A 22,233-nucleotide genomic window follows, 5' to 3' on the forward strand; every position below is an offset into this window, starting at 1 on the left:
AATTAAACTGTTAGAAAGGACTGAATTAGCATTGATTAAAAAATTTAAAAGAGTGTTGGTTGCAAACAGAGGGGAAATAGCCATAAGAATTTTTAGAGCCTGTGAAGAGTTGGGGATAAGAACAGTTGCTATATATTCTAATGAAGACAAATTTTCTTTATTTAGAACAAAAGCAGATGAATCTTATCTTATAGGTAAAAATAAAGGTCCTGTTGAAGCTTATTTAAATATTGATGAAATAATAAGTCTAGCTATTAAAAAAGGGGTAGATGCAATACACCCAGGTTATGGTTTTTTATCTGAAAATAGTGAGTTTGCTAACAAATGTAGAGATGCTGGAATTGAATTTATAGGGCCTACAGGAGATATAATAGAAAAATTAGGAGATAAAATTCAATCTAAAATAGTAGCTAAAGAAGCTGGAGTAGAAACTATTCCAGGAGTAGAAAGAGCCATAACATCTGAAGAAGAAGCTTTCGAAATAGCAAGGGAGTGCGGATATCCTGTAATGGTGAAAGCAGCTGCTGGTGGCGGTGGAAGAGGCATGAGAATTGTAAAGGAAGAAAAAGATTTAATTTCAACTTTTAATAATGCTAAAGAAGAAGCTAGAAAGGCTTTTGGGATAGATAGTTTATTTATAGAAAAATATTTAGAAGGGCCAAAACATATAGAGGTTCAAATTTTAGGTGACAAACATGGTAATATAGTTCATATGTATGAAAGAGATTGCTCTATACAAAGAAGACATCAAAAAGTTGTAGAATTTGCACCAGCTTTATCTATAACAGAAGAAAAAAGACAAGAAATTTGTAATGATGCTTTAAAAATAGCTAGGGCTGTAGGTTATGTAAATGCAGGTACTGTGGAGTTTCTTGTAGACAAATATGGAAATCACTACTTTATAGAAGTTAATCCAAGAGTTCAAGTAGAACATACAATTACTGAAATGGTTACAGGAATTGATATAGTTCAAAGTCAAATATTAGTAGCACAAGGTTATAGTTTGAATTCACCAGAAATAAATATAAAATCTCAAGAGGATATAAGTACAAGAGGATATGCAATACAATGTAGAGTAACTACAGAAGATCCTATGAATAATTTTGCGCCAGATACAGGAAAGATAGATGTTTATAGAAGTGGATCAGGCTTTGGTATAAGACTAGATGGGGGAAATGGATTTACAGGAGCTATAATAAGTCCATATTATGATAGCTTACTAGTTAAAACTACAGCATGGTCTAGAAGTTTTAAAGATGCCTCAAGAAAGGCAAGAAGATCTATAAGAGAATTAAAGGTTTCTGGAGTAAAAACAAATGTAGGATTTTTAATAAATGTATTGAATCATCCTACATTTTTAAAGGGTGAGTGTACTACTAATTTTATAAATGATAATCCAGAATTATTTGATATAAATGCAAAAGCGGATAAAGAATTAAGACTTTTAAAATACATAGGAGAAAAAGTAGTTAATGAAACTCATGGAGATAAACCTAATTTCGATGTACCAGTAGTGCCTAAAATTTATAGCAGCAAAGAAAAGTATGGAACGAAACAAATATTAGATAAAGAAGGGGCAAATGGGCTTGTAGACTGGATAAAGAATCAAGAAAAGTTGTTAATAACAGATACCACAATGAGAGATGCTCATCAATCTTTAATGGCTACTAGGCTTAGAAGTAAAGATATGATAAAAATTGCAGGAGCTCAATCTAATTTAGCATCTGATCTTTTCTCTATGGAAATGTGGGGAGGGGCCACTTTTGATGTATCTTATAGGTTCTTGAAAGAAGATCCATGGAAAAGGCTACAAGAACTTAGAAAGAGAATACCAAATATTTTATTTCAAATGCTTGTAAGAGGAGCAAATGGTGTTGGATATAAAAATTATCCAGACAATGTTATAAGAGAATTTATAAAAAAAGCTGCACAAAATGGAATAGATGTATTTAGAATATTTGACTCTTTAAACTGGGTAAAGGGTATTGAAGTAGCTATGGATGAAGTTTTAAATAGCGGAAAAGTTGCAGAGGCATGCATATGCTACACTGGAGATATTTTAGATGAAACAAGAGATAAATATACATTACAGTATTATGTTGATACTGCTAAAGAAATGGAAAAAATGGGTGCACATATACTTGGAATAAAAGATATGTCTGCTCTTTTAAAACCTTATGCAGCTTCAAAATTAATAAAGGCATTAAAAAATGAAATAAGTATTCCAATACATCTGCATACCCATGACACTACAGGAAATGGTGTAGCTACAATACTTATGGCAGCAGAAGCAGGGGTAGATATAGTTGATACAGCCTTTAGTAGTATGTCTGGACTAACTAGTCAGCCAGCTATGAACGCAGTGGTGGCTGCCCTTAAGAATACAGATAGAGATAGTAAATTGGATTTAGATAATTTACAACAAATATCAGATTATTGGACAGCGGTAAGACCAGTATATGCACAATTTGAATCTGACTTAAAATCTGGAACAACAGAAATATATAAATATGAAATACCGGGAGGACAATATTCTAACTTAAAACCCCAAGTAGAGAGCTTTGGATTAGGACATAAATTTAATGAAATAAAAGAAATGTACAAAGAAGTAAATGATATGTTGGGGGATATTGTAAAAGTTACTCCATCCTCTAAAATGGTAGGAGACCTTGCAATATTTATGGTTAAAAATAATTTATCGCCTGAGAATGTATTAGAAAAAGGTGAAAGTATGGCTTTCCCTGATTCAGTAGTTTCATACTTTAAAGGCATGATGGGACAGCCTAAAGGAGGATTCCCAAAGGATATTCAAAGAATAGTTTTAAAAGAAGATGAAGCTATAAATGTAAGACCAGGAGAACTTTTAGAACCTGTAGATTTTCATGATATGAAAAAATATTTAGAAGAAAAATATAAAAAACAATTTACAGATGAAGAGGTAATAAGTTATGCACTATATCCAGATGTATTTGAAGACTATTTAAAATATATACAGGAGTATGGAAACTTAGCTAATATGGGTAGTGACGTATTTTTCCATGGTTTAAGAGAAGGGGAAACTAGTGAAATTGAAATAGAAGAGGGAAAGACACTTATAGTTAAACTTCTTGAAATAGGTAAACTTCACAATGGCAAGAGAAGTTTAGTGTTTGAAGTAAATGGAAATAGACGAGAAATTCAAATATTAGATAAGGCTAACAATTTAAAGAATTTACAAGAAGAAGATCATATAGCTATGGCAGATAAGGAAGATAAATCTCAAATAGGAGCAAGTATACCTGGAAATATAAGCAAAATACTAATTAAAGAAGGGGATACTGTAAACAAAGGAGATAGAATAGCTGTAATAGAAGCTATGAAAATGGAAACAAATATAGTATCTACTGTAACTGGTAAGGTTAAAAAGATATTTGTAAAAGAAAATGAGCAAGTGAAGGTAGGACAATTAATAATAAAAATAGAGGAATAAATAATCATATAGAATGATGTGAAATTTAACATCATTCTATTTTTTTGAATATAAAAAAGACATAGTGCAAAAATTAACATTATGAGAGGAGTAGATATTATGGAAAAGGTATGTCCAGTATGTAATAGTCTTTATACAATAAAGGATAAATGTGATAATTGCAATGGTATTATGGAGGATAAAGGGAGAGCGGATGAATATATGGATCCTTATAGTAATCAAATGCCCATAAGTGATAGTAGGGATTATTGTATACATATATTTGAATGTAATGATTGTAAAAAGTTTTATAGAAAACATATAAGTAAATTAGGCGTATAATAAAAAAACTGCGACGCACTTTTTAGTGAACAGTGAGTAGCCAATAGTGAATAACTAAGGATGATTTTCTTCCCTACGTCAGAAAATCTTAAATCTTATTAGTTATAATTGAAAATGGAAAGTTGAAAATTGAGAATAAATGACATTACAACACATATAACTAGAAATCAACAAAACGATGTTAAGCAAAGCTTAATGAGCCTATACAAATAAAATTAAAATTTTTCGTAGCAAAGCGGAGAAAAATATCAATCGCTATTCACTATTCACTATTCACTAAAAAAATTACATCGTAATTTTTTTATATTGTACTTTTATAATGGATTATTATATAATATAAGATAATTTAAAATTCGTATTGCACTTTAGAGGGGTGGTATTTTGCAGAAGACTATAATGCAATATCAAGATGTATTTAATAGGCTAGTTAATAAATTAAAAAATAAAGATGAAATTTTAGCGGTTATGGTATTTGGAAGTATGGTAACTGGGGATTTATGGGATGAATCTGACATAGATTTATTTGTAATTACCAATGAAAATATGAGGGGCATAAGAAATATATATATAGAAGAAGATAATATATCCGTTCATGTAAAATTGATGAATAAAAATACCTTTGTAACATTGGTTAAAAAGAATTTAAAAGGTGGATATGTGCATAGAATATTTACCTCTTGTAAATTAGTTTTTTCAAAAGATAATGATATAACTAATTTATATGATAGAGGAAGATATTATCCAGATATAGATAGAGAAAGATGGAATATGGTTTATTTAAGTAATTCTTTAAAAAGCATAGGTGTCTGTAAAAAGTATTTAGTAAATGATGGGACTTACACTGCATATATATCTGTGATTAAGGCAATAGAAGAGTTTTCAAAACTATATGTAAACTTATCTGGATATATGATAAGTAAAGATGCAATAACTATGGCAGTAAGCTTAAACAATGATTTTAAAAAACAAGTAGATGAGTTGTTTTTTAAAAGGGGAGAAGTTTTAAGCAATATTAAAAATATTATAAAGTTTATGGAAGAAAATATAAATATAAATATTAAGAAGATAACAGCTATATTGCTAGAATACATGAGAGAAAAGGATGAGTTTCTAAGTGCAGAGGATATTATGCAAGATCCTTTATTTGAGAACTTTGATATTTCATTAGAGGATATATTAGAAAAACTTCATGAAAGTGAAATAATAAAAAGAGAAACTAGAGACTATAAAACTGAAGAAGGTAAAACGTTATTTAAAGAAAATGTCTATTATTTATAATGAAAATTTACGAACTTAAATTAATTTAAGTTCGTTTTTTCTAATATTAAAATAAGGGGATTTTATATTATGGATAAATACAAAATAGATTTTGAAGATATAAAAACTTCAAAATATGAAAATATAGCCCAACATATAAAGGAGTTAGTAGACAAGAATATAGTAAAAGATGGAGAGAAATTACCTTCCATTAGGAAATTAGCTAATTTTCTTAAAGTAAATAACACCACTATAGTTAATTCATATAAAAAGTTAGAAGAAGAAGGATATGCTAGTCAAAAGGTAGGTAGTGGTACTTATGCTAAAAGAAAAGAAATGAGTATAAATATAAATAAAAAATATGGGAAGATAGTAAGTAAGATAAATCTTAAAGGAGTAGAAAACTATATAGATTTTTCTGGGGAAGCTGCTTGTAGTGATGCTTTTCCCATAGATTCCTTTAAAAAAGTTATAAATGAAGTATTAGATAGAGATGGTACTAAAGCTTTAGTGTATCAAGAGGCTTTAGGGTACGAAGGACTTAGAAATTCAATAAATAAATATTTTTGGAATAATAAAATAGATGTTGACAATATTTTAATAGTTTCAGGAGCTCAACAGGGTATAGATATAGTATCTAAATCTATTATTAATGTTAATGACAATATAATCATAGAAAGACCTACCTATGGTGGAGCTATAGCTGTATTTAAATGGAGAAGAGCAAATATATTCGAAGTGCCTATGGAAAAAGACGGTATGGACTTAGATTATTTAGAGTCTTTAGTGAAGAAAAATAAAGTTAAAGTTGTTTATGTAATGAGTTATTTCCAAAACCCTACAGGAATCACCTATAGCTTACAAAAGAAACAAAGACTTTTAAATATGGCAAAGATTTATGATTTCTATATAATAGAAGATGATTATCTTTCAGAACTAATATATAATAATGATGAATATGTAAGTTTTAAAAGTATGGATAGAAATGATAGAGTTATATATATTAAAAGTTTTTCTAAAATATTTTTACCAGGAATAAGACTTGGATACATGATTACTCCAAATAAGTTTAGGGAAGTAATACAGAGTTCAAAAATAAATACGGATATAGCAACTTCTAGTTTGATGCAAAGAGTTTTAGACATATATATAAGAAAAGATGTCTGGAAAGGATATATAGAAAAACTAAATAGCATGTATAAAAATAGATATTTATTCATAAGGGATAATATAAAATATTTAGAAAAATATTTAGATATATACATACCAACTGGTGGACTGCATATATATGCTAAAATTAAAAATTCTAATATAAATTGTCTAGAACTTTTTAAAATGTTAAAAGAACAAGGTATACTAATAACACCAGGAGTCATATTTTATAAAAAACCTGAAGAAGGTATGAGATATTTTAGAATAAGTTTTTCACAAACAGATGTAGAAGATATAGAAAAAGGTTTTAGAACTATAGAAAAGATATTAAAGGAATGGAATAGGTGAAATAAAAATGAGGAAAGGTTTATTAAAAGTGGATTGGAATAATATAGAAAAGTATTCTGATGAAGAAATAACTTATTTTTTATTTCTAGAAGGTAAAAATATAGATACGTTATGTAAAATAAGAAATATAAGTAAAGAAGAAGTGCAAAATCATATAATTCATGGAAAAATAAAATATAGCTTTTTTGTAAAAAGCCAAGATGAAAAAGAATTGCTAAAAAATATAGGTAAAGCAGGGAAATTAGATAAATTAAGTTTATTACAATCCTTAGGAGAGGATATAAAGAAAAATTTATTAAATTATGTAAAAAATAATTATGCTGATATGCCACCAAAGGACAAGGAAACAGCTATATGGATTGTGGGGGAATTAAGGGCAATAAATTGTAGGGATATACTTTTAAAAGGTTCAGTTCACAAATTTATAAATATAAGACGAATGGCAATATCAGCTATGGGTAAAATAGCTAATAAAGACTTTGAAGTTCCTTTAATGAGAGCATTAGATGATAGTAATCCGCAAGTGGTTTTATATGCAATAAAGGCTTTAGGAAAAATAGACAGTAAAAAGGCAATAAACAAAATAAAAATATTAGAAGAAAAGTGGGATAAAAGTTATATAAAAAATGCTTGTGAAAATTATATAGAAAGTTTAAAAGAGGAAAATCCTAATTTAAAGGAGTGAAAAAATGGCTTATTATACTATAAAAAATAGAGTTAGTACGGAATTTGAAGAAAGAAAATCTACATTTATAGGTCATGCAAAGAGAGTTTATACCGAGGATGAGGCAAAGGAATTTATAGATGAAATAAAAAAAGAACACAGTAGTGCCGCCCATAATGTATATGCATATATTATCGGAGAAAATATGGGAATACAAAGATATACTGATGATGGTGAACCGCAGGGCACAGCAGGTGTTCCAATTTTAGATGTTATTAAGAAAAATGAACTAACAAATGTAGCAATTGTGGTAACTAGATACTTTGGAGGCATACTATTAGGGAAAGGTGGATTAGTAAGAGCTTATAGTAAAGGGGCAGCTAAAGCTATCAATGAAGGAGAAATAGTACAAAGGGTTGAAGGTTTTTCCTATCATATAATTATAGAATATGATATTTTAGGAAAAATACAATATATTTGTGAACAAAATAATTGGCATATAGAGGATAGCATCTATACAGAAAAAGTTGAAATAATAATATATTGTACAGAGGATATGAAAAATAATATAAATAAAGAAGTTGTACAAGCAACTTCAGGAAAATGTGATTTTAAAATTGATAATGAGGGATACTACTTTAAAGTAAATAATAGGTTATTTAATGAATAACTAATAACTATTTAGATTGTATTTGAGAAAAATATATTATATATGATATAATTATTTAGTGTTTTTTCTTAGAATATAGATGAATTAACCTTTATTCTAGTATATAAAAAGGAGGAGATAGAATGTCAGGACATTCTAAATGGCATAATATACAAGCTAAAAAAGGAAAAATGGATGCTAAAAGGGGAAAGATTTTTACTAAAATAGGAAGAGAATTGATAATAGCATCAAAAGAAGGTGGATCTAATCCAGATACTAATAGTAAATTGAGAGATGTTATAGCTAAAGCTAGAGCAAATAATATGCCTCAAGATACTATTTCAAGAGCTATAAAAAAAGGAGCAGGAGAACTAGAAGGGGTTAACTATGAAGAAATGACTTATGAAGGCTATGGTCCTAATGGTGTAGCTTTTGTAGTATCAACTTTAACAGACAATAAAAATAGAACAGCTGGAAATGTAAGAGCAGCTTTTTCAAAGCATGGCGGTAACTTGGGTGAAACTGGATGTGTAGGTTGGATGTTCCAATCTAAGGGTCAAATGATTATAGAAAGAAATGAAGACATGGATGAAGATGAAATAATGATGGTTGCATTAGATGCAGGAGCTGAGGATTTTGAATCTTCAGAAGAAGTTTTTGAAATAATCACAACTCCAGAAAGTTTTGGAGAAGTTAGAGAAAAACTAGAAGCTGAAGGTTTTGAATTCATATCAGCAGAAGTTACAATGATTCCAGATACCACCATTGAAATTTCTATGGAACGTGCAGCAGGTCTCCAAAAACTTATAGATAAACTTGAAGATGATGATGACGTTCAAAATGTTTACCACAATGCTGAATTCCCAGAGGAATGGGAAGGTTAGAATTAAAATAATCAAACCACTTTCAATATGGATATATAGTATCCCTATTGAAAGTGGTTTTAATTTATAATAATAAAGATTTTACTCATAGTCTTCTAGACGTGCTAAGGCTTCTTCCTTTGTTTCACATTGAAAGTACTTGTCGCCTTTTGTTAAAAGTTGTATGTCTTGTTCCTTTAGATGGTCTATTTTTCTCTTTGTTATATCTGTTTCTTCATTTTCTATAAACATGTTTCCAAATTTATCTGTTTTATAGATAGCTAAATATTCTCCCTTTATTCCAAGTACATATTTATTTGGAGAATATTTGTCAATTTCCCTTATTAAAACTGCTTTATCAGAATCAAAACTCTCAATAGAATATCCATCTTTATTAAATTTTGATTCTATTTCTTCTTTTGTTTTTTCTTTAAGATCAGAAATATCTTTTAACTTTTCAGTTTTATCAATTAATAGATCTCCACTTTTAGTATATTTAGTTTTTAGTACGATAGAGCCGTCATCATTTAATTTCTTTTTTTTCTCTCCCTGTACATTTAAATTATTATTTTTATCTACATTACTTACTTGTAATTTGCCATTATCATTAGAATTATTTTTTATTCTAACTGCGGATATATAATAGGTTAAACTAAATATAGAAATGCACAGCATAATTCCTATTACAAAATACAATTTTCTTTTTTTAAAGATATCCATTTAATCACTCTCCTATAGGATATTATTGACAGTTAAATAATGTTATATACATCTTTATTCTTGAATTACCCATATTATAGTGGTAAAGTTATAATGGATAAATTTTAGTATACTGTATAAGGAGTGGAAAGGCGTGTATGACTACATAAAAGGAATATATAAAGGGATGCATAAAGATTACATAACAGTAGAAAATAATGGCATAGGATATAAAATATTTACTTCAGGCAACACTTTATATGAAACTCCTGAAAAGGATGAAGAAATAAAATTGTATATTCAACAAATACCAAGAGATGATTCCATAAATTTATATGGATTTTTTACAGAAGAAGAAAGGGACATGTTTAATTTATTAATGACTATAAGCGGAGTGGGTGCTAAGTCATCTTTATCTTTACTTTCTGTAACCAGTATTAATAAATTAAAATATTCAATTGTAACAGAAGATACAACTCTTTTAACAAGGGCACCAGGAATTGGAAGGAAGACGGCGGAGAGAATAATATTAGAATTAAAAGATAAATTTAAAAATGATGATATAATTTCAGATATTGATGATTTGGATAGTATAAGTAACTTTCAATTGCATTCTGCGGAAGCTTTAGAAGCTTTAATGTCTCTTGGATATTCTCAAAAAGAATCAGAGAAGGCATTAAAAAATGTGGATAAAGAAAATAGCCTAGAAGACATAATAAAGGCATGCTTAAAATATTTAATGGGATGAAAGGATGATTATATTGGATAATAGATTTGTAACCCCCTTAAGTATTGAAGAAGATATAGATATAGAATACAACCTAAGACCTACCCAATTAGAAGAATATATAGGTCAGAGTAAGGTAAGAGAAAAACTTAGAATATTTATAAAAGCTGCTAAAAATAGAGGTGAATCTTTAGATCATGTACTATTATATGGTCCTCCAGGATTAGGAAAGACTACTTTGGCAAATATAATAGCTAAAGAAATGAAGGGGAATTTAAAGATAACTTCTGGTCCTGCCATAGAAAGAGCTGGAGATTTAGCAGCTATTTTAACAACTTTAAATGAACATGATGTGCTTTTTATAGATGAAATTCACAGATTGAATAGGGCAGTAGAAGAAATATTATATCCTGCTATGGAGGATTATGCTCTAGATATAGTTATTGGAAAAGGCGCAGCGGCTAAATCTATAAGATTAGACTTACCACATTTTACTCTTATAGGAGCTACTACTAGAGTAGGACTTTTAACAGCACCTCTAAGGGATAGATTTGGCGTTTTATGTCCTATGGAATTTTATAATGAAGAAGAATTAAAGGATATTATAGTAAGGTCTTCTAAAATTTTAAATGTAAAAACAGAAGAAGAGGCAGCCTATGAACTAGCAAGACGATCTCGTGGAACACCAAGAATTGCAAATAGGATATTAAAAAGGGTAAGGGACTATTCAGAAGTTATGGGAGATGGAATAATAGACTTAAATATGACTAACAAAGCATTAAATCTTTTGGAAATAGATAAAGAAGGTTTTGATAGTATAGATACCAAAATATTAAAGGCAATATTGGATAATTTTAATGGAGGACCTGTGGGATTAGAAACTCTTGCTTATTTTATTGGAGAAGAATTAGACACCATAGAAGATGTATATGAACCTTATTTACTTCAAAAGGGATTTATTATGAGAACTCCTAGGGGAAGAGTGGCAACAGAAAAAACCTATAAACACTTTAAAAGAGAAATAAAAAAAGAAAATATAAATCAATACAAATTTAAAATATAAAGATAGCAATTTTTAAAGCTAAGGAGTGGAAATAATGAAAGCAAAAGATTTTGATTATTATTTACCAGAAGAATTAATAGCACAGCATCCTTTGGAAAAAAGAGATGAATGCAGATTAATGGTATTAGATAAAGAGACAGGACATGTAGAGCATAAAGTTTTTAAAGATATATTAGATTATTTAAATAAAGGAGATTGTCTTGTACTAAATGACACAAGAGTAATGCCCGCAAGATTAATCGGAGAAAAAGAAGAAACTAAAGGCAAGATGGAGTTTTTGCTATTAAAAAGAACAGATAAAGATACTTGGGAGACTTTAGTAAAACCAGGAAAGAGAGCTAAAATAGGCAGTAGATTTATCTTTGGACAGGGAGAATTAAAAGCTGAAGTTATAGGTATGGCAGAAGAAGGAAGTAGAATAGTTAAATTTGAATATGATGGGATTTTTGAAGAAGTTTTAGATAGGCTTGGACAAATGCCTCTACCTCCATATATAACAGAAAAGCTAGAGGATAAAGAAAAATATCAAACTGTTTATTCAAAGGAAAGTGGATCAGCAGCGGCACCTACAGCTGGATTACATTTTACTGAAGAATTGTTAAATAAGATAAAGGAAAAAGGAATTAAAATAGTATTTTTAACATTACATGTAGGACTTGGAACTTTTAGACCAGTAAAAGAAGGAGAAATAGAAAATCATATAATGCACTCAGAATATTACTGTATAAGTAAAGAAACAGCGGATATAATTAATACTACAAAGGAAGCAGGGGGAAGAGTTATAGCAGTTGGAACTACTTCTTGTAGAACATTAGAAACATTAGGAAGTAAACATGGTAAAATTATAGAGGATTCAGGATGGACTAATATTTTTATGTATCCAGGCTATGAATTTAAAGTTACAGATGCGCTAATAACTAATTTTCACCTTCCACAGTCCACTTTAATAATGCTTGTAAGTGCGTTAAGTGAAAGAGAAAGAGTTTTAAATGCCTATGAAATAGCAGTTAGGGAAAAATATAGGTTCTTTAGTTTTGGAGATGCTATGTTTGTAAAGTAAAACTTAGTTATTATATAAAGTAAAAATTACAATAGGGAGTGAACTTATGTATACTTTAATAAAAAAATGTGGAAATGCAAAGAGAGGTAGGTTTGAAACACCTCATGGTACTATAGAAACGCCTGTATTTATGAATGTTGGAACTCTAGGGGTAATAAAGGGAGCAGTTTCAAGTATGGATTTAAAGGAAATAGGTTGTCAAGTGGAACTATCAAATACATATCATCTTCATTTAAGACCAGGAGATGAAGTAATAAAAAAGATGGGTGGACTTCATAAATTTATGAATTGGGATAGACCTATATTAACAGACTCTGGTGGATTCCAAGTATTCTCATTAGCTAAAATAAGAAAAATACAGGAAGAAGGAGTTTATTTTAATTCTCATATAGACGGAAGAAGAATTTTTATGGGACCTGAGGAAAGTATGAGAATACAAAGTAATATAGCCTCTACCATAGCTATGGCTTTTGATGAATGTATTCCTAATCCTTCTACTAGAGAATATGTAGAAAACTCTGTAGCAAGAACTACTAGATGGTTAGAAAGATGTAAAAAAGAAATGGATAGATTAAACTCCTTGCCAGATACCATAAATAAAAAACAAATGTTATTTGGAATTAATCAAGGTGGAACCTATGAAGATATAAGAAAAGCTCATGCTAAAACCATTGTAGATATGGATTTAGATGGATATGCCATTGGAGGCTTAGCAGTAGGAGAAACCCATGAAGAAATGTATAGAGTTATAGACGAAGTAGCTCCAATTTTTCCAGATAATAAACCTTTATATCTTATGGGAGTGGGACTTCCAAGCAATATATTAGAAGCTGTTGATAGAGGAGTAGACTTTTTTGATTGTGTATTACCAGCAAGAAATGGTAGGCATGGGCATGTATTTACAAAGTATGGTAAAATAAACCTAATGAATGCTAAATTTGAATTAGATGGAAATCCTATAGATGAAGGTTGTGAATGTCCAGCTTGTAAACATTATTCAAGGGCTTACATAAGACATTTATTCAAAGCAAAGGAAATGTTAGCAATGAGGTTATGCGTTCTACACAATTTGTATTTTTATAATAAATTAATGGAAGATATAAGAAAAGCTATTGAAGGTGACTATTTTAAAGAATTTAAGGAAGAAAAACTACACAATTGGAGTGGAAAAGCTTAGAAAAACTTAAATCTATGCTTTACATAAGGATAAAGAATTTATAAACTATATAGTATAGTTAAATATTATAGGGAGGTGAAATTTATGGAAAACTTATTTTTAGCTACAGCTACACCACAGGGTGGTATGTTAGGTGTTTTTATGCCATTTCTATTAATGATAGTTCTATTTTACATTATGATGTATATACCAGAAAAAAAGAGAAAGAAAAAATATGGTGATATGCTAAGTTCACTTAGTTTAAATGATGAAATAATAACTAAAGGTGGTATATTAGGAAAAGTTGTAAACATACAAGATACATTTATAATACTAGAAACTGGTCCTAATAGAGCTAGAATAAAATTAGATAAAAATGGAATATTATCAGTATTACAATCTACTTCAAAAGAAGAGGACAATATAGAAAAAGAGAATAAAAAAGATGAAGAAAATAAAGAAGTAGGATACAAAGAAAACTAAAAAACTTAGAATAAAACACTCCTTTTCTACATAAATAATAGTAGATGGGGGTGTTTTAAATTGGAAAAAAGTAGCTTTGCACCTATAGGGGAAGGGATATTAAGAAGTAGTATATTGACAGTGGCACTAATGGTTATTTATGCAATAATTATGAGTTTTACAGATTTAAGTGACAAATTTAATTCTATTTTTTATACCATAGTTTCTATACTTAGTATAATGTATGGAACTATTTATGCTGTTAAAAAGATAGAAAAAAGAGGATGGTTAGTGGGAGTAATAGTAGCAGCTATATATATGATCATCATATATATACTATCACTAATAGCAGGAAATACTCCAGGAATATACTATGTAAGAATTATACGTTTTGTAATGGCAATATTGGTAGGGATACTTTCTGGTATGATAGGAGTTAATATTTAATGAACAACTAGCAATGAATAATGAATAATTTAGGAGGATTTTCTTCCTTGCGTCAGAAAATCTCTAATTTTATAAGATAATACAGATAGTTAATCTATAATTGTTCATTATTCATTATTAGTTATTAATTATTCATAAAGTAAAAAACTATTTCGTAGTTTTTTATTTTACGAATCAAATTACTTTATTTTATAATATTTTCATGTTATAATTTTATTGATATATTATCAATAAAGTAGGAGGAATTTTAATGAAACATATAAAAACTATTAATAAATCAAATATAAAAAATAGCTTAAGTAAGCCAGGATGTAAGGAATGTGCAAACTCATGTCAATCAGCATGTAAAACTTCCTGTACAGTTGCGAATTTAGCTTGTGAAAACTAATGAGTGAAGAGGCAGTAACTTAACAAGTTACTGCTTTAAATTTTATAAAAATTAGTACTTTAATTAATTTAGGAGGAAAAAATTTTGAGCACTATACATAAATTTAAACAAGAAAATGATTATTATATTTTAGATGTGAACTCAGGTGCTATCCATGTAGTGGATGAATTAGTTTATGATATTGTAGGACAAGACTCTTTAATGAGCAAAAAGTATATATTAGATAAATATAGGGAAAAATATACAGAAGAAGAAATAAATGAAGTATATGAAGAAGTAAATGAACTAATAAAAGAAGAACTTTTATATTCAAAGGATCTTTACGAAGATATAGGTTTAAAAGCAGGAGAGGGTGAATCCTATATAAAGGCTTTATGCTTAAATATAGCTCATGACTGCAATTTAAGATGTAAATATTGCTTTGCTGACGAAGGAGAATATAAAGGAAAAAGAGAACTTATGACAGCGGATATAGGAAAAAAAGCAATAGACTTTGTTATAAAAAATTCAGGACCAAGAAATCACATAGAAGTAGACCTATTTGGTGGGGAACCTTTAATTGCTTTTGATACTGTAAAAGAAATAGTAGAATATGCAAAAAAAGAAGAAAAAAAGCATAATAAAGTAATAAGATTTACTATGACTACCAATGGTACATTATTAAATGATGAAATAATGAAATATATAGATGAAAATATGGGGAATATTGTACTAAGTATAGATGGTAGAAAAGAAGTTAATGATAGAGTAAGAATTACAAGAGATAACAAAGGAAGTTACGATAAGATACTTCCTAAAATAAAATCCATGGTAAAAATGAGAGATAAGGATAAACAGTACTATGTGAGAGGGACTTTTACAAGAGAAAATTTAGATTTTTTTAACGATATTATGCACTTAGTAAATGAAGGATTTGATGAAGTATCCATAGAACCTGTAGTCCTTCCAGAAGAACATCCTCTTTCATTAAGAGAAGAGGACTTACCTAAGATATTTAAAGAATATGATAAATTATGTAGTGAAATGATTAAAGCTAAAAAAGAAGGAAAGAATTTTAAGTTTTATCACTTTAATATAGATCTACAAGGAGGACCTTGTGTATATAAAAGGATATCTGGATGTGGAGCTGGGCATGAATATGTGGCTATAACTCCATCTGGAGACATATATCCATGTCATCAATTTGTAGGTATTGAAGAATTTAAAATGGGAAATGTAGAAGAAAATGTACTAGACGAAAAACTACAAAAGTATTTCAAAGAAGGTAACATATATTTCAAACCAGAATGTAGAGAATGTTGGGCTAGATTTTATTGTAGTGGAGGATGTCAATCCAACAACTATAATTTTAATAAAGATATTAAAAAACCATATAAATTAGGATGTGAAATGCAAAAGAAAAGAATTGAATGTGCAATAGCACTAAAATACAATGTTATGGAATAATAGTTAATTAAGTAACTGTTTACCATATTAACTTAAGTGAGGAGGAGAAACATGAGAAACAAGAAATCCAGCAAGGGCAAGAGTGCTTTTCTATTAACACTAAGTGTTGTAGTAATATTATCTTTAGCTTATGTGGGTGCTTTTGGAATAAATAATATATTTGGTTATAAAGTAAAATCTTTTGGAGAAACCATTAAAAAAGGATTGGACCTTCAAGGGGGAGTGTCCTTAGTAGAAGAAATACAAAGTGATAAAGTAGATGCAGCTACAATAGATAGAACCATAGAACTTTTATCTATGAGAGTTAATAAATTAGGTGTAAGTGAAACTTCTGTAACTAAAGAAGGACAAAAAAGAATAAGAATAGAAATACCAGGAATATATGATACTAAAGAAGTTATAGAGACTGTAGGAAAAACTGGAGAATTAAAATTTGTAGGACCAGATAAAAAAGTTATATTAACAGGTAAAGATGTAAAAGATGCATCACCTCAGCAGCATCAAGAAACAAAACAACCTATTATAAGCTTTGAATTAACAAATGAAGGAACAAAAAAATTTGCAGAGGCTACAAATAAATTTAAAGGTCAACAAATTGCTATATACATGGACGAAGAATTATTAACAAATCCTGTAGTTAACAGTGTTATACCAGATGGTAAAGGAATAATTGAAGGAAGTAAAAGCTTAGAAGAAGCTAAAAGACAAGCTGACATAATTAAATCAGGAGCACTTCCAGTAGTTGTAAAGCCTGTAGAAGTAAAAACTGTAGGAGCAACCCTAGGATCTAATGCACTACCTTTAAGTATAAAGGCAGGAGGAATAGGTATAGGACTTGTATTTTTATTTATGATATTATTTTATAGAGTACCAGGTCTTATTGCAAATATAGCATTAGTGTTATATATAGTAATGGTACTTGGAACTTTTGTTTCCATAGATGCTATTATTACTCTATCAGGAATAGCTGGACTTTTACTAACAATAGGTATGGCAGTAGATGCTAATATACTTATATTTGAAAGAATAAAAGAAGAATTAAGCACAGGAAAATCCATAAGATCCTCTGTGGATGCAGGATTTAATAGAGCATTAACTTCCATAATGGATTCAAATATAACTACAATAATTGCTGCAATTGTTCTATATAATTTAGGAACAGGAGCAGTAAAAGGATTTGCCCTAACTCTTATGATAGGTATTGTGCTAAGTATGTTAACAGCAGTAATAGTTACAAGACAATTACTTAAATTGGCTGTAAATGCTGGATTGTTAAATAGCTTAGCAGCTTTTGGTGCAAAGAGGAGGGTAGAATAAATGAAAACATTAAAGATTATAGAAAAAACCAAAATATGGTTTGGAATATCCTTAGCTATTATGTTATTGGGATTAGTTTTTGCTATAAAAGATGGATTGAACTACGGTATAGACTTTAAAGGTGGTACTTTAGTTCAAATAAAAATGAACAAAGAATTTGATAAGATTGAAGTAGAAAAAATATTAAAAAAATACACAAATGATTACACAACTAATGAGGCTCGTGACAAAGATAATAATATACAATTAGAAATAAGAAGTAACTCTTTAAAAGATGAACAAATAAAACCTATGTTTAATGAAATAAAAAATAAATATAAGTTAAAAGATGAAGATTTATTATCCCAAGAAAGTATTGGAGCTTCAATAGGTAAAGAATTAAGACAAAAGGCTATATTATCTTTAGTTATTGCAAATATTGCTATGCTCATATATGTAGGATTTAGATTTGAATTTAAGTTTGGTTTATCAGCTATATTAGCTCTTGTACATGATATATTAATAACTATATCCATATATGCTATATTCCAAATACCTATAAATTCAAGCTTTATAGCTGCGGTACTTACTATAGTAGGATATTCAATAAATGATACCATAGTAGTATTTGATAGAATAAGAGAAAATAGTAAGAGAAATAGAAAAGCAAATGAAGTTGAAATTGCAAATATAAGTATAGCTCAAACTATGACAAGATCTATAAATACAAGTTTAACAACGTTATTTACTATAGCAGCAGTTTACATATTTGTACCTTCAGTAAGGGAATTTGCCCTACCTTTATTAATAGGAGTTATTTGTGGAGCATATTCTTCTATATTTATAGCAAGTCCTTTATGGACAATATTTAGAAAAAAAGGTAAAGCTTTGAGATAAATCTAAAAAAACAGAGTTTTTTCAACTCTGTTTTTTTAATTTTAAAGAAAATAGTAAAATAATTTGTCAAAACTAACATTTTAAATTATAATATAATATGCTTTTCAATATATAAATATAATACAAAAGGAAGGTAGTACAATTGGTTAATGAGTATACTCTGCATGATCCTTTTTTAATGAAAGGAATGGATGAAGCTTTAAAAAGAATAATAAAGGCAGTAAATAAAAGAGAAAAAATCGTTGTATATGGTTGTTATGACCTAGATGGTATAGCGGCTGTATCCGTATTATTTCTCGTTTTAAAATATTTAAATGCAGATGTAGAATATTTTATATCTGATGGATGTAAAGATAATTTTGAAATAAATTCGGATATAGTAAAAAACCATGTAAAATTTTTGGGCACAAATTTAATGATAACTGCAGGATGTGGGAGTAATTCTTATGACCAAATAGAACTATGCAAAAAATTGGGTATAGATGTAATAATTACTGATTATCATAAATGCAGAGATGAAGTACCAAATACTTTAATGATAAATCCAAATCAAAAAGATTGTACATATCCTTTCAAAGAATTAACAAGTTCAGGAGTTGTATATAAATTAGTGCAAGCTATTTCATGTTATTATCAAATGAAATGTGTACATAAATATTTAGATTTAATTATGCTTGGGGTATCCTCTACTAAACCTCCTTATGTTGGAGAAAATAAATTTATAGTAGAACAGGGTCTTTATCATATAAATTTTACTAATAACTATGGATTGAAAGCTTTAGCTAAGGTTAATAAAGAAAAAAAGATAACTTTTAAAAATATAAATATGATTTTAGAAGATCTAATGCCAAGCTCTAATAGTCCAAGAGTATTAGATAATTCTAGAATAACTGTAGAATTATTTACTACATCAAATATAGATAGAGCAGAACAAATAGTTAAATATTTAAAGAAGGAAAAAAAGTTAATCAAGCTTTGCATTAAATAAAAAAACTGCAACACAGTTTTTTAAAATTAAGGAGTGGGAGGAATAATAAATGGATTTAAAGGACAAAATTCGAGTAATACAAGGATTTCCTAAAGAAGGCATTAGCTTCAAAGATGTAACCACTATATTACAGGAAAAAGAAGCTTTTAAATATACAATAGACACTTTGGTTGAAGAACTTAAAGATAAAAATGTTGATGTTGTAGTAGGACCTGAAGCTAGAGGTTTTTTATTTGGTGCACCTTTAGCCTATGCATTAGGTGCAGGTTTTGTACCAGTTAGAAAAAAAGGAAAACTTCCAAGTACTACTATTAGCTCTAAATATGAATTAGAATATGGTAGTGATGAATTAGAAATGCACAAGGATTCTATAAAGCCAGGACAAAGAGTAGTTATAGCAGATGATTTACTAGCAACTGGAGGAACTATATGCTCTGTAATTGAAATGATAGAGTCCTTAGGTGGAGAAATAGTATCTATTAATTTTTTAATTGAATTAACAGATTTAAAGGGTAGAGAAAAGTTAGGAAAATATGATATATCTTCACTTGTGCAATATGATATATAAAAAAGTTAGGTTACACTTTTAAATTGCAAGTTTCTACAGAATATTATATAATATTAGTAAAAAATAATGGCTGGTTTTATTAACCAGCCATTGATTTTAGGAGAGTAAAGTATGCTTGAAAATTTAATAAAAAAAATAGAAAAAAATTGTTCCAATGAAGAAATAGAATTAGTGAAAAAAGCATATGAAATTGCTAATGGAGCTCATAAACAACAAAAAAGAGAATCAGGAGAACCATATATAGTTCATCCTGTAGAAGTAGCTTGCATTTTAGCAGATATGGGTATGGACGCAGATACAATAGTAGCTGGTCTTCTTCATGATGTAATAGAAGACACTGAATATACCTATGAAGATGTAGAAAGAGAGTTTAATAAACAAGTGGCTGATTTAGTAGAAGGAGTAACTAAATTAGGCAAAATAAAGTATAAAAGCAAAGAAGAGCAGCAAGCAGATAATGTAAGAAAAATGCTTTTGGCTATGGCACAAGATGTTAGAGTAATACTCATAAAGTTAGCAGATAGATTGCATAATATGAGAACATTAAAATATATGCCTGTAGAAAAACAAAAAGAAAAGGCAAAAGAAACTTTTGATATATATGCTCCTTTAGCTCACAGATTGGGCATATCTAAAATAAAATGGGAATTAGAAGATTTAGCTTTTAGATATATAAATCCTAATGAATACTACAGTTTTGTCAAAGAAATAGCAGAAAGAAGAGTTGAAAGAATAGCATATATAGAATTAATAGTAAATGAATTAACAAAAAGTCTTGAAGGATCAGGTATAAAATCCGATATAGAAGGAAGACCTAAACATTTTTATAGCATATACAGAAAGATGATTAATAAAAATAAGACTTTAGATCAAATTTTTGATTTAACAGCCATAAGAATATTAGTAGATACAGTTAAAGATTGCTATGCCGCACTAGGTATAGTACACACTATGTATAAACCTATTCCAGGACGATTTAAAGATTATATTGCAATGCCTAAACCTAATATGTATCAATCCTTACATTCAACTGTTATAGGGCCACAGGGAAAACCTTTTGAAATACAAATAAGAACTTTTGAAATGCACAAAACAGCAGAATATGGAATAGCAGCCCATTGGAAATATAAAGAAGGAATAACTGAAGAAAACAATATGGAGCTAAAACTTACTTGGTTAAGAGAAATATTAGAGTGGCAAAGAGAAACATCAGATGCTACTGAATTCATGGAAGGATTCAAAATAGATCTATTTTCTGATGAAGTTTTTGTATTTACACCAAAAGGTTCAGTTATTAATCTACCAAGCAAATCTACTCCTATAGATTTTGCATATAAAATACACACAGATATAGGAAATAAATGTGTAGGGGCAAAAGTAAATAATAGGATGGTACCCTTAGATTATAATTTAAAAACTGGTGAAATTGTGGAAATAATAACATCATCTAATTCTAAAGGACCAAGTATAGATTGGCTAAATATTGTAAAAAGCAATCAAGCTAAAAGTAAAATAAAATCTTGGTTTAAAAAAGCTAAAAGAGAAGAGAATACAAGTAAGGGTAAGGAATATTTAGAAAAAGAAGCTAAAAAACAAGGGTATAATTTTGGAGAAATTTCAAAGGGAGAATTTTTAAATACAATATTAAAAAAATACAGTTTCAACTCCATAGAGGATTTATATGCAGCAGTTGGAATAGGTGAATTAATAGCATCTAATATCGTTTTAAAATTTAAGGAACAACATGAGCATAATCATAAGGCTAATATTTCAAATGAAGAGGTAATAGAAGATTTTAATAAAAATACTAAAGCCAATAAGATCAATAATAAAAAATCAAAAAGAAAAAAAGGAAACGGACTAGGGGTAGAAGTAAAAGGACAGAATAATATATTAGTTAGATTTTCAAAATGTTGTAATCCAGTGCCAGGAGATGAAATAGTAGGGTATATTACTAAAGGTAGAGGAGTATCTATTCATAGAAGGGATTGCAAAAACCTGCAAAACCTAATAGATGAGGACATAAGCAAAATAATTGAAGTAAATTGGATAGGATATAGCTCAGGAGAATATATAGCAGAGATAGAAGTTGAATCCGAGGATAAAGATGGCTTATTAACTCAAGTTATGGATATAATTAATATTGAAAGAGCTAATTTATACGCAATAAATGCTAAAACTACTAGAGAAAAGAAAGCATTAATAAATATAAAATTAAAAATATCAAATATAGAACAACTAGAAAATCTTATGAAGAAAATAAGAAAATTAAATGGTATAACTGATGTATATAGGACAAAAAATTAGAGGTGA

Annotated in this window: 21 protein-coding genes; 20 read left to right on the plus strand and 1 reads right to left on the minus strand. The window is 28.8% G+C overall.

Annotated features, from left to right (window positions below):
• The first annotated feature begins 31 nt into the window (after positions 1-31).
• The 7 genes from B5D21_RS04325 to B5D21_RS04355 all read left to right on the plus strand — a co-directional run bounded on the left by B5D21_RS04325 (position 32) and on the right by B5D21_RS04355 (position 8,744).
• Positions 32-3,469 (plus strand): pyruvate carboxylase, encoded by a 3,438-nt coding sequence (locus tag B5D21_RS04325; RefSeq protein ID WP_011100368.1) that lies wholly within the window; start codon positions 32-34, stop codon positions 3,467-3,469.
• A 99-nt stretch (positions 3,470-3,568) separates the two neighbouring features.
• The gene (locus tag B5D21_RS04330) at positions 3,569-3,790 is read left to right on the plus strand and encodes a hypothetical protein (protein WP_035109032.1); all 222 of its coding nucleotides are present in this window, start codon (positions 3,569-3,571) and stop codon (positions 3,788-3,790) included.
• 381 nt (positions 3,791-4,171) lie between these two features.
• Entirely contained in the window at positions 4,172-5,068 is an 897-nt protein-coding gene (locus B5D21_RS04335) for a nucleotidyltransferase domain-containing protein (RefSeq protein WP_011100367.1), read from the plus strand.
• A gap of 69 nt (positions 5,069-5,137) precedes the next feature.
• A complete protein-coding gene (pdxR, locus tag B5D21_RS04340; RefSeq protein WP_035127589.1) occupies positions 5,138-6,547 on the plus strand; it encodes a MocR-like pyridoxine biosynthesis transcription factor PdxR in 1,410 nt (469 codons plus the stop codon).
• A gap of 7 nt (positions 6,548-6,554) precedes the next feature.
• On the plus strand, positions 6,555-7,232 hold the full coding sequence (locus tag B5D21_RS04345; protein WP_035109035.1) for a HEAT repeat domain-containing protein: 678 nt from the start codon (positions 6,555-6,557) through the stop codon (positions 7,230-7,232).
• A 4-nt stretch (positions 7,233-7,236) separates the two neighbouring features.
• A complete protein-coding gene (locus tag B5D21_RS04350) occupies positions 7,237-7,881 on the plus strand; it encodes a YigZ family protein (RefSeq protein ID WP_011100362.1) in 645 nt (214 codons plus the stop codon).
• 122 nt (positions 7,882-8,003) lie between these two features.
• Entirely contained in the window at positions 8,004-8,744 is a 741-nt protein-coding gene (locus B5D21_RS04355; protein ID WP_011100361.1) for a YebC/PmpR family DNA-binding transcriptional regulator, read from the plus strand.
• An 81-nt stretch (positions 8,745-8,825) separates the two neighbouring features.
• Here the strand turns inward: B5D21_RS04355 and B5D21_RS04360 are convergent, their stop codons facing one another.
• Positions 8,826-9,443, minus strand: coding sequence for a hypothetical protein (locus B5D21_RS04360; protein WP_011100360.1), 618 nt, complete (start codon positions 9,441-9,443; stop codon positions 8,826-8,828).
• A 133-nt stretch (positions 9,444-9,576) separates the two neighbouring features.
• Here B5D21_RS04360 and ruvA point away from each other — a divergent pair, with 133 nt between their 5' ends.
• The 13 genes from ruvA to B5D21_RS04425 all read left to right on the plus strand — a co-directional run bounded on the left by ruvA (position 9,577) and on the right by B5D21_RS04425 (position 22,227).
• The gene (ruvA, locus tag B5D21_RS04365; protein ID WP_011100359.1) at positions 9,577-10,170 is read left to right on the plus strand and encodes a Holliday junction branch migration protein RuvA; all 594 of its coding nucleotides are present in this window, start codon (positions 9,577-9,579) and stop codon (positions 10,168-10,170) included.
• Positions 10,171-10,174: 4 nt separating this feature from the next.
• The gene (gene ruvB, locus B5D21_RS04370) at positions 10,175-11,212 is read left to right on the plus strand and encodes a Holliday junction branch migration DNA helicase RuvB (protein WP_011100358.1); all 1,038 of its coding nucleotides are present in this window, start codon (positions 10,175-10,177) and stop codon (positions 11,210-11,212) included.
• 34 nt (positions 11,213-11,246) lie between these two features.
• Positions 11,247-12,272: a tRNA preQ1(34) S-adenosylmethionine ribosyltransferase-isomerase QueA gene (queA, locus tag B5D21_RS04375; protein ID WP_035109039.1), complete on the plus strand. Its 1,026-nt coding sequence runs from the start codon at positions 11,247-11,249 to the stop codon at positions 12,270-12,272.
• A gap of 46 nt (positions 12,273-12,318) precedes the next feature.
• Positions 12,319-13,449 (plus strand): tRNA guanosine(34) transglycosylase Tgt, encoded by a 1,131-nt coding sequence (tgt, locus tag B5D21_RS04380; protein WP_011100356.1) that lies wholly within the window; start codon positions 12,319-12,321, stop codon positions 13,447-13,449.
• 84 nt (positions 13,450-13,533) lie between these two features.
• Positions 13,534-13,911 carry a preprotein translocase subunit YajC gene (gene yajC / locus B5D21_RS04385; protein WP_162827862.1) on the plus strand — a complete coding sequence of 126 codons (378 nt, stop codon included), beginning with the start codon at positions 13,534-13,536 and terminating at the stop codon, positions 13,909-13,911.
• 60 nt (positions 13,912-13,971) lie between these two features.
• Positions 13,972-14,337 (plus strand): TIGR04086 family membrane protein, encoded by a 366-nt coding sequence (locus B5D21_RS04390; protein WP_011100354.1) that lies wholly within the window; start codon positions 13,972-13,974, stop codon positions 14,335-14,337.
• 250 nt (positions 14,338-14,587) lie between these two features.
• Positions 14,588-14,725: a six-cysteine ranthipeptide SCIFF gene (gene scfA, locus B5D21_RS04395; protein WP_023439179.1), complete on the plus strand. Its 138-nt coding sequence runs from the start codon at positions 14,588-14,590 to the stop codon at positions 14,723-14,725.
• An 84-nt stretch (positions 14,726-14,809) separates the two neighbouring features.
• On the plus strand, positions 14,810-16,171 hold the full coding sequence (gene scfB / locus B5D21_RS04400) for a thioether cross-link-forming SCIFF peptide maturase (RefSeq protein ID WP_011100353.1): 1,362 nt from the start codon (positions 14,810-14,812) through the stop codon (positions 16,169-16,171).
• Positions 16,172-16,222: 51 nt separating this feature from the next.
• On the plus strand, positions 16,223-17,488 hold the full coding sequence (gene secD / locus B5D21_RS04405) for a protein translocase subunit SecD (RefSeq protein WP_035109040.1): 1,266 nt from the start codon (positions 16,223-16,225) through the stop codon (positions 17,486-17,488).
• Positions 17,489-18,364, plus strand: a complete 876-nt coding sequence (gene secF, locus B5D21_RS04410) for a protein translocase subunit SecF (protein ID WP_011100351.1) — start codon at positions 17,489-17,491, stop codon at positions 18,362-18,364.
• 178 nt (positions 18,365-18,542) lie between these two features.
• Positions 18,543-19,352, plus strand: a complete 810-nt coding sequence (locus B5D21_RS04415) for a DHH family phosphoesterase (RefSeq protein ID WP_078688076.1) — start codon at positions 18,543-18,545, stop codon at positions 19,350-19,352.
• Between the two features lie 49 nt (positions 19,353-19,401).
• Complete coding sequence (locus tag B5D21_RS04420) at positions 19,402-19,920, plus strand: adenine phosphoribosyltransferase (protein WP_011100349.1); 519 nt, start codon at positions 19,402-19,404, stop codon at positions 19,918-19,920.
• A gap of 111 nt (positions 19,921-20,031) precedes the next feature.
• Positions 20,032-22,227, plus strand: coding sequence for a RelA/SpoT family protein (locus B5D21_RS04425; protein WP_035109045.1), 2,196 nt, complete (start codon positions 20,032-20,034; stop codon positions 22,225-22,227).
• Positions 22,228-22,233: the final 6 nt, after the last annotated feature.

It is taken from the genome of Clostridium tetani, assembly GCF_900167265.1.
In the GTDB taxonomy this organism is placed as follows: Bacteria; Bacillota; Clostridia; order Clostridiales; family Clostridiaceae; genus Clostridium_G; species Clostridium_G tetani.